Source organism: Paenibacillus sp. E222 (assembly GCF_013401555.1).
Taxonomy (GTDB): Bacteria; Bacillota; Bacilli; order Paenibacillales; family Paenibacillaceae; genus Paenibacillus.
Map to the genome: position 1 here is coordinate 7,500,111 of NZ_CP058552.1, position 16,784 is coordinate 7,516,894.

Sequence of the window (16,784 nt, forward strand, 5' to 3'; positions counted from 1 at the left end):
CTCCGCCTCCCTTACCACAAACCTTCGTTAAATCGACGTGCAATATAGTTGGCACAATAGATGAGAATAAACGCGACCAGTGATTCGAATAATCCCATGGCCGTCGTCAGGCTGAACTGCGCTCCCTGAAGACCTGTGCGATAAATATACGTACTGATGACATCAGCAACCTCGTTCACGTTAGAGTTCTGCAGCATATACACTTGGTCAAATCCAACTTCCATCACGCGCCCCATCGACAGAATAAGCAGCAAAATAATGGTGGAGCGAATGCCCGGAAGCGTTACGTGCCAGATCTGTCGCATCTTGCTCGCCCCATCCATCTGTGCAGCTTCGTACTGGCTTGGATCGATGGTCGTTAGTGCCGCCAGAAAAATAATCGCGTTAAAGCCCATGTCCTTCCAGATACCTGACCCGACAAACACGGCGATCCAAGAGCCTTTGTTGTACATGAACGGATACGGCTCTCCCGTCCAGGCTTCCACCCATCGGTTCACAATTCCGTTCTCCAGTGAAAATACGGTCATGATCATCATTGCAATGATGACCCAGGAGAAAAAGTGCGGCATGTACACCACGGTCTGCACGGTCCGCTTAAACGCCATGTTTCTCACTTCATTCAGCATGATCGCCAGAATAATCGGGATCGGAAAACCCACGATAATGCTAAGCAGACTGAGAAATAGAGTATTACGGATGATCTCCACTGTGCGCGGATCGCTGAACAAGGTCTGAAAGTGTTGAAAGCCCACCCATGGACTGTTCCAAAGCCCGTCATAGAAGTTATAATCCTTGAAGGCGATGACCAGCCCCCCAATCGGCGCATAACGAAAGATAAGATAAAACAGGATCACCGGAAGAAACATCAATAGTAGCGGAATATTCGTCTTGAAACGGCGAAGCCGCTGCTGCCGGATTCTCTGCCTCACTTCGTTTTCTGGCGGTTCCAACCTTGGCGGCCCTGCGGCCAGCTCTCCCTTCATGTTCATCACTCCTCTCTGCTGTGGATGTCTATAGTTGTATTTTAGATATAAATGTAAGCGTAAACATTCGATATTTAACGATCCTTTTTTAAATTTCTACGCAAAATAACCCCACATCGTGGGGCTGTGTTCGGTAACAGCTTCTACTCGCTGCTCTCATGGCTCGGCTGCTTGCGAAATTCGCGGGGCGACAGCCCGGTTATCTGTTTGAACACGGTTGTAAAATAACTGGAGTTATCGAACCCGGTCTGTTCAGCAATGTCCGCCATGCTCTGCCGGGTACTGTGCAGCAGTAACTTCGCCTTATCCACTCTACGCTTGCTGACGTACTGGCTGAAGCCATGACCGGTTTCTTTTTTGAACAGGTGACTGAGATAATTGGGGGTCACGTGAACATGCGCGGCTGCCGCTTGAAGATTACAATTGCTGGAATAGTTCATCTCGATGTACTGAAGGACCCGTGTGACCACATGATCCTGTTGTTCCTGCGTAAGCCGGACCAGCATACCAAGCCATTCTTCTCTTTTGCAGCGTGCCCAAGCCATCACTTCCGCTACCGAATGAATCCAGAGCAACGGATCTGGGCCGAACTTGTCGACACTCGCAAACTGCTGAACACGGAACTGCTGCACTAACAGATCGGTCATCACTTTCATGAGCAGCTGAATCTCGGCTTTACATTCAGGGAGAGGCATCCGGGATGCATGGCTGAACAGTTCATCTATCCGTGCAGCCATTTGCTGCATCTGCTGCTTCAACAAGAATGCTGCCAACTCATCACGCAATCGATCCGATCTCTCTACCAGACTGTACTGTTCCCTAATTCGGTTATCGGATTGCCGCTGGCAGTATCGCTCATGCGCTTTGCGAAGAACACGACAGGCCTCATCTAGAGAGAAGGGCTTGAGCAGAAACTCCATAGCACCATAACGGATGGCGCGCTGTGCATATTCAAACTCCCGATAGCCCGTCAAAATAATGATCATAATGTCCTGACCACGATCATGGATCTGTTCTGCCAAGTCCAAGCCATCCATCACCGGCATGTTGATATCCGTAATAATTAGATCCGGTGTACAACTGTTTACGGCTTGCAGCGCTTCTTCTCCGTCGGCAGCTTCACCAACTACTTCCCACCCGAGTGGATTATTGGAAACCAGATGTATTAATCCTTGCCGAAACATCGCTTCATCATCGACTACGAGCATTCGTCCATTCAATGGATGTATTCTCCTCTCAGCATGTTATCTGTTCTCTTCCAGCAACCTATTCTACCTGATAGGGCAAACGAAGCCGCACCAGCGTTCCCACTTCAGGAGTGGATTCGATCTGCACACCATAAGGGTCGCCATGAATCAGTTCGATTCGTCTGATTACACTTCGCATGCCAATGTGTTGACGCTCCTCATCAGCGTGTGCCAAAGGTGCCAAAATACGATCCATCATGGATGGGTCCATCCCGCATCCGTTATCGGCTATCTCCAGAATAAGCATGTCCGATTCTGCATCATTTCCCGCGTACCGGAAGACGCGAATCTCGAGACGACGATTGTCTCTTTTGTCCGCAAAGGCATGAACAAACACATTCTCCACAATGGGTTGCAGCAGCAGCCGAATCACCTGGCAACGTAGCAGTTCAGAAGGAACAGAAATCTCGATCGATAAGGCCTCCTGATACCGGGCCTGCTGAATCTGCAGGTAATGGTCAATCTGGTTCATCTCATCCTGCAGGGTAGTCAACCGCTGGACTGGCTCCAGTGTATATTGCAGCATTTCGGACAAGGCCGTAACCAGACGCGCCGACTTCTCATCTCCAAGCATATAGAACTTCCAGAAGAACATACTTAATGTGTTATACAGAAAATGTGGATTCAACTGGGCCTGTATAGCCTTGAGCTCAGCTTGCTTTTCACTTAATTCACGCTCATAGACTTCATGAATCAACGTATCGATCCGTGATGCCATCGCATTGAATCGTTCTCCAATGAAGCCCAGCTCATCCTGTGTCTGAATCTGAACGCGTGTATCGAATTGTCCGTCGCGCACTCTTTTCATCGCGTTAACCAGACTGGCCAGTGGACGCAGCAGCCTGCGGCTGATGATGGTAATAATGATCCACGAACACAGAACCGTGGCTGCCGCAGAAAATACAGCAACCTTTACGATAATCTTGCCCTTATGCTGAATCTGAGCCAAGGATACTTTGCTGATTAACGTGAACTTGGCTTTGTCCGACGTTTGTTTTGTATACAAATGAGCGGTTCCCTGCTCGTCCCTAATCTCGGTTGCTCCCATGCTTAGTTGTGTAAGCGGTGGTGGGTCTGCATCTTGATTATGAAACGCATATACCAGTTTCCCATCTGCATCCAACAAATACGCGGCAATATCTTCATTAAGACGTAGGTCCTTAAGATAGGATTCATACAGAGAGGTATTAAAGAGGATCAACATGACCCCATACGTCTCCAGATCAACAGAACGCATTAAGCGCCCTGCCAGAATCCAGTTGGATTTTTCCTCCTGAAGAAAAGCATCTACATCCAGACGGTTCCATACATATTCTCCTCCCGTCCCTTCCAGCTTATGGACCATCTCAGCCAAATATGAGGGGTCCATCTGTTGGAACGATCCGGCAAACGTACCGAGATTAAATATGTTCCCCTTCAAATCATAGATTCGAATTCCCATGATCTCCGGTGCATCGAGACGAACCTGATACAACTGATCATCCAGTTCCTCCTCCAGCTTCATCTGATCATAGGAGGAAATGCCCGCAGCCTGCGCCTTAATTGCATTTTTCACGGAGGGATTCAGCGTAATGTAGTCCGTCACTTTATACATGTCGTGCACCCTGGAATCGAGTCTTGCAAGTACCTGTTCTGCGGTAAGACTATACTGGCGACTCACTTCCTCATTAAACAGCGAAATATGTATGCGATAAGTAATTAACCCCGTGATGCCTGATATCAATACAGTCGCCGCCGACAGAAACAAAATCAGTTTTGTTCTGAATTTAAAGCGTTTACATAACTGAATCCATCTCATCACTCTTCGCACCTCACCCTTGTCCCGCACCACTTTATTCTTAAAAAAGATATCATACCCCTATGTAAAACAACAGAAAAACCCTGACCCCGTGTTGACGGTAGTCAGAGTTTCTACCTGCTCTATGAAGGATAAGCCGTATGAACATTTGTCAGAACAGTATTTTCCATAGATGACTATTTGCCGTATGTCTGCTCCATACGTTCTTCTTCATTGGTGGACAGCAAAATGTTCAGCAGCCCCATCACGTTATTCGCTTCTGTTCTGGCTTCCGTATACTTCTCAGCAAATGCGGCTTCGTCCTGTTCCGGATCTATTGCAGCCAGTTTGGCCCACGACTCGCGTGCTTTATCGTAAAGTTTCGTTAAAGTGATGTCATACGTATGCTGCGCGACAGGTGCCATGGAGTCGAACTCCGCTGCATTCTTGAAAAATACCATCGAGTCCGTAAAGGACTGACTGGTGTAATCCTTGTTCTTCATGGCATCCTCCGTGAGGAGCAGCGCCTGACGAGAGATAAACAACGTCTTTACCATGGCACGTTCCAGATTGGTTGCTTCTTCCCATGATACATAGGAGACTTCCGGTGCCTGAACGGTTGTGAAAAAAGGAAAGGCATCATCGATCAAACGCTGTGAATCGGAATGGATGGGAATACCTGTGTTCATATTCACTACCGCATCACTGTAGTTGGCGATATTAATATTTTTGGAGCCTTCTTCACTTACCCTGCGTACCGGATGATCGTTAAGCGGGACACGGATATAGCCAAGCTTGTCTGCATATTTCTGCTTCAATTCCTCCAGTGTAGAGTCCACTCCGATCTTGCCTTCTTCAGGCGAAGACCCCGCTGTATCGGAAGTTGAGGAGGTGCCCGCAGAGTCTTCAGCATTGGTATCTGCTGCGGACGTGTCAGTCGTTGACGTGTCCGAGCTATTGGTCGCTGTAGCCACCGTGCCAGCATCCTGAGCAGACTCCTTCATCGTTGCTTCCTTCGCCCCACCGCCACATGCAGTCAATATGGCAACCAAGCTGAAAATGGCCGTGAACATCTTGATTCTATGATTCCAACTCATTGTGTAATCTTCCCCTTATCTTATGTATGTACCTGTGTTATATTAACCTCTACTTCAATCCATGAATAGTTCATTCCATAAACATTCTTTCGGATAACATAGATAGACTACTATATAATCTGGTCTTTATTCTATCATAAGTTAAATACTGGGTGTATAAGACATTGTGCCTGCATGCTTATGCTGTATTTCCGTCAGTCCTATTCTCACTTACGGAGAGAACAAAAAACACGGTCATCCATGAAAGGATAACCGTGTTGATATGCACGCTCGGTAAGCTGCATTATTCGTTTTCAATTCATCGCCGTATGAATGATGCAGCAGGTTGCAGGTTCGATTCCTCTTATTTGATGCCTTTGGCCTTCTCCATATGATCAGCCCGAATCTGGGGATCCGTGGAATTGACTGCGGACAGCATGTTGTAGATGGCCTGAATATCCTGTTCCTTATACAACGTTTCGGGGACTTCGGTCTCAAGCCTTTCCGTTTTGCGCAGGATGGTCTCCACCAATTCATGATCATAGATAATCAGTTCATCCGAATTAACATACCGCACAGCTGGATCAACACTGATCCGGCAGCGATTGGTGAAGGTCACCATAGAGACGAGACGAACTCTTTTATAATCACCGAGGTGTGCCTGAATGGCCTCCACATGCCCTCGGTGCTGCATCAGTGGGTTGTACATCTTGATTCGGCTGCTGCTGACTGTCCAGTTGGCCTCTCTTCGGCCGCCACGAATCTCACCTGTCGTCAGGTTTCGTGTCTCAATCACGAAGATTCCCCGTGGACCGATAACGACATGATCAATCGATGAGTAACCCGAGCGAGACTTGGGATTGGCAACGAGCAAGTCGTTCAGCACTTTGTATTCACCCGGAAGAGCATGCAGCTGCTGGGCAGTGCTTGGTTCCTCGGGCTGACGGGTCCAATCTCCGTCCGATTTCGTTTTGCGACGACTACGGACCATACGTGTGGGAATGGGGGCCGTTGACGGTAAAGATGAAGCGGAAGCTGATATCTGGTTCGCGAGCTCTGGCTGTGACTTGAACAGAGACAGGATTTTTTTGAACATGGGCAAGCTCCGTTCTATGTAGTGTGGGTTTCGCACATCCATTATGTATACTTCTATTACTTATGTCGGATAAAGAGGGGCAAAAATAAAGGGAAGAGGACCAACAATCCATTGTTCAACTAAAGTATATACCAATATTTAACCAATACTGTGACTTTAGACGCATACGAGAAGGGGAATTTTAAAAAAAACAGCGTATTCCTTTCTATTGAAGAAAAAGAACACGCTGTTGTCTTGGTTGTGAGGATTAAGCCTGTAAATAATAGGTGTAAAGCACCTGCGTACCCTTTTCATCCAGACCGTTGCTGGATATTTCCTGATACAAGGACTCAGCCAAGGCCAGCCCTGGTGTCTTCATCCCCATAGCTTTGGCAGATTCGAGAGCGATACCCATGTCTTTGATAAAATGTTTCACATAGAATCCAGGCTCATAATCGCCTGCGATCATGCGCGGACCGAGATTGCTAAGTGACCAGCTCCCGGCTGCACCGGTAGCGATGCTCTTCAGCACATTCTCCGCGTCCAGACCGGATGTCTTGGCATAAGCGAGTGCCTCGCATACACCCATCATGCCTGAAGCAATGGCGATTTGGTTGCACATTTTGGTATGCTGTCCTGCTCCTGCTTTGCCTTGCAGCACAATGTTAGTGCCCATTTGCTCGAACAACGGACGAACCGCTTCAAAAGCCTCCGTACTACCACCAACCATTATGGACAGCTTGGCATCCCTTGCTCCGATATCCCCACCGGAAACCGGTGCATCCAATGCATGCAGTCCTTTCGCTTCCGCGGCTTCATAGATCCGTGCAGCCAGCAGCGGACTGGATGTGGTCATATCAATCAGGTACGAGCCTGGTTTCGCGTTGGCCACGAGACCATCTTCACCAAGATAAATCTCCTCAACATCCTTCGGATACCCCACCATCGTGATGATGACATCACACTCGGCTGCCAGTTTGCCTGGTGTGTCATGCCATACGGCACCTTCCTTCACCAGCGCATCCGCCTTGGCGGCCGTGCGCGTATAGACATGCAGTGGATAGCCTGCCTGCTGGATATGCCCTGCCATGCTTTTGCCCATTACGCCTGTACCGATAAAGCCAACTTTCGTCTCTCCAGGTGCCTTCGTTGTATTTGTCATCGCAGGTTTCCTCCTATTTCTCTATACTTCGTTTGGAGCTTGTCTTCTAAACTTGCTATATCTGTATGTTAATGCTTTCTGTCTCTTCCGTCTATCTTGTTTCGTCTTCTATTGTTCAAAAAGATAAAACAGGAATCGAAAATCCATTTCCTGTACAACCTAACGGAAACTTCCTTGAACGGAAAGGAGAATTCCCATGAGCCGTGAAAAGGGAGAAATCACGATTTGGCTGTCCTTTTCCATCATTTTGTTAAGTGCAGGCCTCGTGTGCCATGTGCTGTCCATTCCGGCGATCCTGGATTATGCAGGCAGAGATGGCTGGCTATCGGTAGTCGCTGCTGCTCCCTTATTTTTGTTATTTCTATGTATGATGTTCGTTATTATCCGGCGGGTACGCGGACAGCGTTTGACGGACTGGATCACGCGGGAATTTGGCGTAATTCCTTCATGGGTTTTCCGTATCACTGCCTCACTCATGCTGCTTGCACTTGGATCACATACCTTATATGAAACAACAAACTGGACGGTATCCACCTATCTTCAATTCACCCCACCCTATGTGCTCGCAGGTGTGGGTGCACTGGTTGCTGCCTGGGCGGCTGCCAAAGGTATCCGTTCCATTGCCATGACTTCAAGTCTTCTGCTTCCATTCGTGATCCTGCTTGGATATTTCGTGATGTCAGCCAACATGAAATATAAAGACTATGGTCAGTTGTTTCCCATCATGGAATATGGTTCCGGCCCCGTTCTAAGGGGCATGATCTATTCGCTTGCTGGACTGATGGAAATCTGGATATTAATGCTGTTCCAACACGATATCAAAAGTAAAATTCGCTGGTGGCATCTTCTGCTGCTTGGGTTATTCATGCTCAGTATGGCAATTGGCCCAACGCTGGGAGCCATCGTTGAGTTCGGTCCGGAGGAAGCAGCAAAACAACGAAATAGCCCCTATGAACAATGGAAGCTGGTGAATATAGGAAAATTGCTCCAGCACGTGGACTTCCTGTCCATCTATCAATGGCTAAGCGGTTCATTTGCCAGAGTGGCGATCTCCATCTATCTTATCGTCGATCTGCTCGATTTTCGTAGACCAAAGAAAAGGTACGTTGCCGTTCTAATTGTCACCTTCATCATGTGCGCCATAGCTGTACAGTGGTGGAGAATTGATTACGTTGACTATTATGTAAACCATATTCAATTTCCCGTGATGCTGGCCTATGTATCCACGGTAACAGTCCTGTTGACCCTCGCCGCATTCATACACAAAAAAGACAAGGAGGCTCCCGCCCATGCCGCTCACAACCACACCAAAGAAGAACCCCCATCTGGCTGAACCATTCCGAATCAATGAGCATAATCTGACGACGTTTTTTGCAGGTTCAGACGATGTGATCACCAGCAGCCATATGATTGGGGAATCTCCGCAGCAGATTGTCATCGTGTATTGCAGCGGTATGGTCGACAGCAAATCCATATATGATATTATTCTTCCCGAACTGACCCGAACGTACGAGAGTACTCACTTTGTTCGTGCATCGGATATCGAGAAGTCCATTACCCTGCAATGGACAAGTATAGACATACAGAATAATCCGCTGGGAAAGGAACTCATGTCCTTGCGGGTGTTTGAGGGACACATGCTCATCTGCATTCCTTCCATCCAGAAGATGTGGAGCATGGATATATCCAACATTCCTACACGGTCGCCGGATGAATCCACTACGGAAGTATCGATCCGCGGGGCACGAGATGGCTTTATCGAACGACTATCAGTTAATATTGCGTTAATTCGTACACGCCTGCGTACGGCTGAATTAGCCTGTAATATTGAATTAATTGGTTCTCGCTCCGTGACCAAAGTCGCCCTGATGTATATTAAGAACATTGCCAATCCCGAGCTGATTGATGATGTGAAGAATAGGCTGCGCAAAATCGATATCGAACGCATTATGACGGCCAATGAACTAGAGGAATTATTGTCCCCTTCCAAAGTCACATTGTTTCCGGTAACCCATTACACGGGCAGACCTGATTTTGCGGCTGAATGTCTTCTGAACGGACGTTTCGTCATTATCGTGGATGGCAATCCCAGCGTCATCATCGGACCCGTCAATTTGTTTCTGCTTCTCAAATCCCCCGAGGATGCCAGCTTCCCGTTTCTTCCGGTGAATGTGGGCCGTATGCTGCGTTTTATCGGGCTATTAATAACCGTGTTCTTGCCTGGTTTCTATATTGCGCTGACTTCTTTTCACATGGACCAGCTACCCTTTCCTCTAGTAGCCACGATTTCGGTTGGGCGCATGGGTTTACCTATGGAGTCTGGTGTGGAAATGTTTCTCATTATGCTGCTGATGGAGCTATTCCGGGAAGCAGGGGTGAGGCTTCCCAGCGCCATTGGTCAGACACTGACCGTTGTTGGCGGATTGATTATTGGGGATTCGGCCATCCGTGCAGGCATGGTTTCCCCGCTCATGATTGTCGTCATTGCTGTAACCGTAGTGGCCGGAGCAACGATTGTGAATCAGGTCATGACCAGTTCTGTTCTGATTCTACGTTTTTTCTGTTTTGTACTGGGGGCATCCCTTGGCATATATGGGTTCATTCTGTCCATTATCCTGTTCCTGATCTATCTGACCGATCTGAAATCGTTCGGGATTCCTTATCTCACGCCGCTCAGTCCGCTTAATTTCAAACAGGCACTCGCCTCCTTGTTCAAACTTCCGAAAGGATGGATGAAACGCAGACCTGTCTATCTCGAAACGCAGGAGCCGCGCAAAGAAGGGAATGAGCGATGAAGCGCCTTTTACAGCGATGGTTGCTTGGAGCGTTAAGTGTCTCTCTTTGTTTCGTGACCAGTGGGTGCTGGAGTGCATATGAAATTCAACAGGTGGATTATGCGAAAGCGATCGGGATCGAGTATAAGGATGGGTTGTACCATATGTATGTTCAGAGCATGGACTTTACCAGTGTAGCCAAAAGCGAAAGTTCAACCAAAACGGCGGAGGCTCCACCCGTGTGGGTTGGACATACATCAGGGAAAACATTGAATCTGGCGGTAAACGAGCTGTTCCGAAGTTCCCAGCTGCATATTGCTTGGGGCCATGTGACAGCCATTGTCATGGGCGAAAGTGTCTTGACAAGCAAGCATATTAAGGAAGTGTTTGACATGCTTGGACGTTTCCCGGAATCACGTTATACCACCTGGGTGTACGGCACGCGCGATCCACTAGAAAATATTCTTAGTGCCACGTCCATATACAATTTGTCGCCACTGGATAGCATTCTGCACAACCCTCTTCCCTTCATTTCTGGAAGAATCGCTGTTTCCTCCAGTGCTCAGTTTCAAACTCATTGCCACCCATAACAATACGTCCACGACAACTTATCTGCCTTGTATCACCCTGAACAAGGAACACTGGTCGCAGAACAAAAAGAATTATGAACTGTTTATGATTGACGGTGCTTTTTTTGAAAGAACCGGGGATGATTTTGAATATTTGCCCCATAGCAAGCTTTCTGGATTTCACTGGTTACTTAAGGATATGCGTCGTGCGCCATTGATTATTGAGAACGAAGGAACCGTCTATGGTGTGCTCAGCGTTGGTTTGCCTAATATCAAAATTGTGCCTGTCATTCGTGGGAATGAGGTTCATTTCAACATCGATGCCAAGTACCTGACCGCTTTGTATGAATATCTCACCCCTGTTTCCTATGACGAGATGGTCCGATTCAGCGAGAAGACATTGCGGGAGCAAATCATGCAAACGTATCGCGAAGGTCTGAAACGCGGGGTCGATGTCTATGGACTTCAGGAGAAGGTTTATCGCAAAAATCCAGGTCTGTGGCGCAAGCTGTCCAACAACGGCTCAAAGATGATCCTGACGGAAGATTCCATTCAGAAGCTGGACATTCATATTACCATTCCATATACGGGTAAATTCCGTAGGAAAGTGTAGCCATAACAAATCCCCTGCCGTATGAAACGGACTAGGGGATTGTTTGGTTGATGCTTCGATTATTTTGGTAGGGAGATGAGATTTTAAATAACATTCATGTGATCTTCTAATCTTCGTTATCCAGGGATGAGTAGATCGTATTGCCAGCGTTATCGAGCCCTCGGATGTCCATCTGCATTTCCGTTATTGGCTGCTGAATTACAGCAAACCACAACCTCCCCTGATCAGAGGGATCAAGGATCCCTGCCTCTACTTCCGCAACCGGAGAATTCGGATTATAGTGGATAAGTAATCTGATTATGTCCGGATTGTGGATATATCCGTATATAATATAGCACGTGTTGTCATTAGAATACTGGTATCCCGTCAGACGATAAGATATTGGCTCATCCTTATTGTCCTCAAGGACATTTTCTGATTTTATTACTTTTGAAGACCACTTCCTTTGCTGAATCAAGGCAGAAGCAATACCCTCAGTCTGGGTGTCCTGATATAAAACCAAGTGAGTTCTTGAATCGACGGGTGCTACCACCCTCACCTGTTCAGGTTGAATGTTATTTCTGGCTAGCAGGGGGCGAACTCTTCTGGCTTGCATGATCGAATCAAGAGGAGAAGCGCTACAAATACTATAATAAATAACACATATGCTCCCCGTTTTCGATTACGTGTCATATGCAATCCTCTTTTCTTTAAAAGCTAAATTTCAATCCTAAGTATTCGACTATGATCCATGCAACAGGCCAAAGTAATGGAACATGAACAACCCAATAAGGGGCTTTATATCGCCCGTTCTCGTAACTGATCCCACAATAAAAAATCGCGAATAATACGCCTAAAGGATAGGTGAAAAGAATTTTAACCAATAGATCACGGGAAGTATCATATGTGTGTGGATACGGTGCCGATAAGGACATACCAAGTCCAAAAAGAGCCATAGGCCAAATAAACAAAGTAACTCCATACAAAACTAAAAATAATAATAAATAATTGTATAACTTCTCATTCTTCTCTCTTGCTCATATGCCCTCCTGATTGCCTGAACGTAATCGCCCAACGTGAATAACCTTTATCAGAAGATTTTACAGGATAGATATGGAATTATAAATAGTTTATTCCTTGCTGATTAATAAAAAGACCTCCAACCATACAGGTTAGGAAGTCATTAATGATGTTAAATTATCATATTCCCCCTAGGCAGCGACCGCCTATCAGACTATTATCCGTTCTGCCTATAGTACTCCATTATTCGCATGCGTGTGGTCAGTATCAGGGTCTGTGGCAGTAGCACCACAAATATAAAAATCAGCACGATCAGCCACAGATGAGCGGCAAAATTCTCTGCGCCAAACGATGGTTTGGGAAGCTCAATGAAATACCACCAGCACGGGATGGCAACAAACCAGGTCAATCCGGTAGAGATGAATAACTCCTTCACCCCACTCCATAGAAAACAAAACACAATGGCAATGGTTAACGCGAACCATGGATGGGGCTGCCCCGTCCAACTCCTATCTAAAAACATTAGCAGTGGATACAACAGTGTTGTGCTCCATCGCCAGATGCTGTTGGTGTACAGTTTCATGAGATTCCTCCTTTGTAACAAGCAACCCTTTTACTTTATAAACAATACCTATGCTAAAAAGTTGGACCTTCTGATCCATTGGTTTGCATGCATAATTACCAATTTACGGTTCATACTACCATAAGGAAATTATATAAGGAGTGACAACATGAGGTTAAAAAGCATCATCGCCGTTGGAACGGTGTTAACTTGCTCGACTCTGTTATGGGGCTGTGGCAATGCCAATATGAACCATGCTTCGCAGCAGAAGGATACTGTTCAAACCGAGAGCTGGAGCGATCCCAAACGACTGGAGGCTTCCCATCTGGAAGCGCTGGAAAGGATGGAAAAGGATCATATTCATCGCATGGTTTCGCTAAATGCGAGCATGGATGAAGACAAAGTAATGACCACTCTTGAACGATCCACCCAGAAGCTGGAGGAAATGAGACCGCTCGCTGAAATGCTGCAACATGAGGGCCATCCAACACTGTTACAACGAATTCAGGAGATGGCTGGAGATATTCAAGGCTCGAAACAAGTGGTTGCTGAGATGAAAAAACTGCCTCAGGATGGAAAAATTAAGATTCAGTCGGAAAATTCCGATTCTTTGCACCACATCAGCAGTTTTCGCGATTACCACCAGTACATGCAAGAGAAGATTCAAACGTTGAACAAGTCTAAGTCAGCTACACATTAATCCGAATCAGCTACTTGGATGACGCTGCTCTATATAGAAAAAAACCATAATAGTTAGATGGGAAGGTCCATTCCTATCTAACTATTTTCTTGTAAAGAGGTGTTACTGTACCCTGCTGCGATCCCTGCGATCTTCTCTGTCCGCTTCCTCCATTTTACGAATAAATCGCATCAGTTCTTCTTTATGAGCTTCGAGTTCATTCAGCTTTGCAGATGCCCCATCCATAAATGACTGCATTCTGTGTGACAGTTCTGTTGCGGATGTACCGATCCAGTCCTGCTGCAATCGGCCATGAATGGAGCGCATTTTCTGTTCCTGCTGCATGAGCCGTTGCTGCAACTGCTCACATTGCTGAACAGCCCTTCTTAAATCAGACAAGGATACGGATATTCTGCCCATTTCTCATTTCCTCCCGTTAGTCCTTCTATGTAAACTAAATTAGTGTTGGTCTGCGATTACAAAATCCTCTCGTTTACGCTCAATATATTCCGCTATTTCGCTGATGGATTCCTGATACCAACGATTGATCGCTTGCAGCGTTGCTGTTGCGTTATAGGCGATGGGAGTAAAGGACTGACTTTCGCTGGTAGATATATGTGTCTGAAACATCTGAATTGAAGCCTGGGCATCATTCGAGAAGTCACTTAAACTCAGCCTCATCTCCCGAGCAGCCTGCGCTAACTCTTCCGGTGTTAATTGAATCTTGCCCCCGCCTTTTCCACTAACCATTCCTGTAGCCGCTGCAATCAACGGAGGAACAATGCCTGACATCAAATTGGAGAACGTGGCTAATGCTTCCTGATGTGCTGTCCATCTTGGAGAAATATCAATGGTTTCACCTGTGCTCCGGTCTATTAGCGGTCCTTTTAGATTTCCATTCTCATCAAACTCATATTGATCCATGGAATGATAACCCTTGCCTTCGTCCTTCGAGAATGAATCAAAAAATCTCATAATATCACCAACATGAAGCTTGTCCAGATCCACACCTACTCTTACGTCATGAACTAACATCGGTGAGCCTGCACCCAGAGGCTGAAAAGGAACCTTTAACTGAAACTGAAATTTCCAATTCTGATACATCGCATTAGCGGTGTCAAAGTCCTGACCCTTATACACGGTACTTCCTACGTGCCTGTCATATTCACTTATTCCCCCAGCCCCTACAGAATCATTGGGATGAACCACGTTAACCATTTTGTTATCAAAATGACCCTCATTCACCTTGGCCAAACTGACATCATCCAGCAGATTCGTTACACTAGGAGCACTATACGTCATCCCAGACACATCCTGACGAGCAGCTACATATTGAGCCAAACCGCCACCCAGGGAATGACCCGTCAATGAAATGTCTGAATCAGGGTACGCCACCTTCACCGCCTCATACAATTCCTCAGCTTGGTGGAACTGATTATTTTCCCAATCCAATTTATCCTTCATAAGTTTGAAGGGACTATTTTTAAATATATTATGACGTTCTGGATCGGTTATCGCATCTTCAAGCCTTCTGGTTCTGCCACCTACGACATCGAAGGCATCTGTCTCAATATCAGCTGCTTTTCCAATAATACCTTCAGGTTCAGTACCTCTATAACCGATGATAACTTGATTTGTTTTGGGATTCTCAAGAACTATAGCATCAAATCCTGAATACGCACTATGCAGACTTGCACCCTTTGGTTCAACCGTTCTCCAATCCTTGTACTCATCCTTGTCCAAAATATCACTACGACCTGCAGGAACATCCGTATATGCAAGCTCAGATATTTTTAAATATAATTCGTCAGTCATGTATTTATCCATCCTATTCACCCTTTCTTCTAGTTAACGGAAGTTGTATAATGCACATTATCAAACGACAACATTAGGAATATGAGGTGATTACTTGAAAAAATCAGGATTACTTTTTATATTAATGATCTGCGCCATATCATTCACTTTAGGAGGATGTATGTCAAACGAGAAAAAAGAGATTATTCAAAAAGCTCAGGTAGCAAGCCAAGCCTATTTTAAAGAAAAGTATGGAATTGATGTTGAATTCACAGACCATAAGTTTATTCCCGCTGATTTATCCCATACCGTTTCTTTAACTGGATATGTGAAAGGAAACAAAGATCAGGAAATATTCACTATGGTCGATTATGATACCTATGAAGTCAAGACGGGTTCAGTGCCAGATGAAATCAAGCCTCTTCAATAAATGAATTCTACTTAACTCAAACAAACATATACGATTTTTTTATCTGAGAGCCTTGTAGATACTCGGCTCTTTAATTATGTAATAAGAAACCACTTCACTAGATTCCATCCTCTTTTTCCAAAAGAAGTAGAATCATTATAGTGCATCTTCGGCGTGACGTGTACATAACAACTGAAAAATGAGTACAAAGTCTTTATCCTTTTGGGTAGTAGACAGTAGGTACATTCAAGTACTTAGGCAGTTGTTACCAGTAATAAGCTCACACTTTTGCGTGTATACGTGAGGAAATAAATCTAGCTTTATCCTAATAAAGTTAGTAGGCAGTAACTGTCCACATAATTTCTAGATATGCCACTGCCCTCACTTTAACATGCTATTCATTCAAAGGTATTTACCCTAATCAATCATGATTCATTCCACCCACAAGGATACCCATATAAAAATGCTGAACAACATAACTGGCATAAGCGCCCCAGTGGCTAACATGATCCAAAGTGTTACTGGCCTTACATTCTGGAAGTATTGATCAAACCAGTGAAATCGTTCTTTCCGCCATTTGGCAAACTTGAGTTGCCTGATCATATGCTTCAACATTTTATGCCGTTGCTTTCCTTCCTCCACTTCTTCCAGCGCATGTCTTAACTCGTCATACAAACACGCCTCTTCCTGCTCAGCCAGTGTGGTTGTCGTCATTCTGCATCCCCTCCTTTACCTAATTTAACACGGAAACGTGACCAAAGTTTGGAATTTTATAGAGAAATGAACTTAAGATTGCTCAGGTTCCACAATCATCTTCACCAACTCCTGATCTGAAGTTCTAAGAACAGGCCATTCTTTCAGAACAAGTCCGGATCAAGCTGTCTTCCCTCGTGTGATGCACAGCAAAAAGCGATCCTCTTCCATGACCAGCGTCAAGTTGGAGAACCGCCATAATGTACCGTTTAATACAATTCAGTCGGGTTAAACATCACAGTGTGATACAACGATTACATTAGCCCACGTTTTTGATCAATTCATTCAAGCACACAGCACCCTGCGCACGCA

At 45.8% G+C, this 16,784-nt stretch carries 16 protein-coding genes; 6 read left to right on the forward strand and 10 right to left on the reverse strand.

Annotated elements, in window-relative coordinates:
- Nucleotides 1-11: 11 nt before the first annotated feature.
- The 6 genes from HW560_RS33380 to HW560_RS33405 form a co-directional block, all read right to left on the reverse strand.
- Nucleotides 12-983 carry an ABC transporter permease gene (locus HW560_RS33380; RefSeq protein WP_090893697.1) on the reverse strand — a complete coding sequence of 324 codons (972 nt, stop codon included), beginning with the start codon at nt 981-983 and terminating at the stop codon, nt 12-14.
- A 143-nt stretch (nt 984-1,126) separates the two neighbouring features.
- Complete coding sequence (locus tag HW560_RS33385) at nt 1,127-2,203, reverse strand: response regulator (protein WP_090893695.1); 1,077 nt, start codon at nt 2,201-2,203, stop codon at nt 1,127-1,129.
- 46 nt (nt 2,204-2,249) lie between these two features.
- Entirely contained in the window at nt 2,250-4,028 is a 1,779-nt protein-coding gene (locus tag HW560_RS33390) for a cache domain-containing sensor histidine kinase (protein ID WP_179261376.1), read from the reverse strand.
- 176 nt (nt 4,029-4,204) lie between these two features.
- Nucleotides 4,205-5,104 (reverse strand): hypothetical protein, encoded by a 900-nt coding sequence (locus tag HW560_RS33395; RefSeq protein ID WP_090893691.1) that lies wholly within the window; start codon nt 5,102-5,104, stop codon nt 4,205-4,207.
- 343 nt (nt 5,105-5,447) lie between these two features.
- Entirely contained in the window at nt 5,448-6,179 is a 732-nt protein-coding gene (locus HW560_RS33400) for a nuclease-related domain-containing protein (protein WP_090893689.1), read from the reverse strand.
- A gap of 247 nt (nt 6,180-6,426) precedes the next feature.
- A complete protein-coding gene (locus HW560_RS33405) occupies nt 6,427-7,320 on the reverse strand; it encodes an NAD(P)-dependent oxidoreductase (RefSeq protein ID WP_090893687.1) in 894 nt (297 codons plus the stop codon).
- 196 nt (nt 7,321-7,516) lie between these two features.
- Here HW560_RS33405 and HW560_RS33410 point away from each other — a divergent pair, with 196 nt between their 5' ends.
- Genes HW560_RS33410 through HW560_RS33425 form a run of 4 tightly spaced genes read left to right on the forward strand, consistent with a single transcriptional unit; the run spans nt 7,517 to nt 11,276 of the window.
- A complete protein-coding gene (locus tag HW560_RS33410) occupies nt 7,517-8,653 on the forward strand; it encodes an endospore germination permease (RefSeq protein WP_179261378.1) in 1,137 nt (378 codons plus the stop codon).
- Nucleotides 8,610-10,115 (forward strand): spore germination protein, encoded by a 1,506-nt coding sequence (locus tag HW560_RS33415; protein ID WP_090893683.1) that lies wholly within the window; start codon nt 8,610-8,612, stop codon nt 10,113-10,115. Before HW560_RS33410 ends, HW560_RS33415 begins: the two co-directional genes overlap by 44 nt.
- Complete coding sequence (locus tag HW560_RS33420; RefSeq protein WP_179265707.1) at nt 10,112-10,684, forward strand: Ger(x)C family spore germination protein; 573 nt, start codon at nt 10,112-10,114, stop codon at nt 10,682-10,684. The genes HW560_RS33415 and HW560_RS33420 overlap by 4 nt, the downstream gene beginning before the upstream one ends.
- Nucleotides 10,653-11,276 carry a Ger(x)C family spore germination C-terminal domain-containing protein gene (locus HW560_RS33425; protein WP_179265708.1) on the forward strand — a complete coding sequence of 208 codons (624 nt, stop codon included), beginning with the start codon at nt 10,653-10,655 and terminating at the stop codon, nt 11,274-11,276. Before HW560_RS33420 ends, HW560_RS33425 begins: the two co-directional genes overlap by 32 nt.
- Nucleotides 11,277-12,492: 1,216 nt before the next feature.
- Here the strand turns inward: HW560_RS33425 and HW560_RS33430 are convergent.
- Nucleotides 12,493-12,858 carry a hypothetical protein gene (locus tag HW560_RS33430; RefSeq protein ID WP_090893672.1) on the reverse strand — a complete coding sequence of 122 codons (366 nt, stop codon included), beginning with the start codon at nt 12,856-12,858 and terminating at the stop codon, nt 12,493-12,495.
- A gap of 148 nt (nt 12,859-13,006) precedes the next feature.
- Between HW560_RS33430 and HW560_RS33435 the strand changes: the two genes are divergently transcribed.
- Nucleotides 13,007-13,537 (forward strand): hypothetical protein, encoded by a 531-nt coding sequence (locus HW560_RS33435; RefSeq protein ID WP_179261380.1) that lies wholly within the window; start codon nt 13,007-13,009, stop codon nt 13,535-13,537.
- 102 nt (nt 13,538-13,639) lie between these two features.
- Here HW560_RS33435 and HW560_RS33440 read toward each other — a convergent pair whose 3' ends face one another.
- Together HW560_RS33440 and HW560_RS33445 are read right to left on the reverse strand one after the other, a co-directional pair.
- Nucleotides 13,640-13,936, reverse strand: a complete 297-nt coding sequence (locus tag HW560_RS33440; protein ID WP_090893663.1) for a WXG100 family type VII secretion target — start codon at nt 13,934-13,936, stop codon at nt 13,640-13,642.
- Nucleotides 13,937-13,975: 39 nt separating this feature from the next.
- Nucleotides 13,976-15,331 carry a lipase family protein gene (locus HW560_RS33445; RefSeq protein WP_177185619.1) on the reverse strand — a complete coding sequence of 452 codons (1,356 nt, stop codon included), beginning with the start codon at nt 15,329-15,331 and terminating at the stop codon, nt 13,976-13,978.
- A 160-nt stretch (nt 15,332-15,491) separates the two neighbouring features.
- Between HW560_RS33445 and HW560_RS33450 the strand changes: the two genes are divergently transcribed.
- The gene (locus HW560_RS33450) at nt 15,492-15,740 is read left to right on the forward strand and encodes a hypothetical protein (protein WP_090807756.1); all 249 of its coding nucleotides are present in this window, start codon (nt 15,492-15,494) and stop codon (nt 15,738-15,740) included.
- 411 nt (nt 15,741-16,151) lie between these two features.
- On the opposite strand, the gene HW560_RS33455 is transcribed toward HW560_RS33450, so the two are convergent.
- Nucleotides 16,152-16,433: a hypothetical protein gene (locus HW560_RS33455; protein WP_179261382.1), complete on the reverse strand. Its 282-nt coding sequence runs from the start codon at nt 16,431-16,433 to the stop codon at nt 16,152-16,154.
- Nucleotides 16,434-16,784 lie beyond the last annotated feature (351 nt).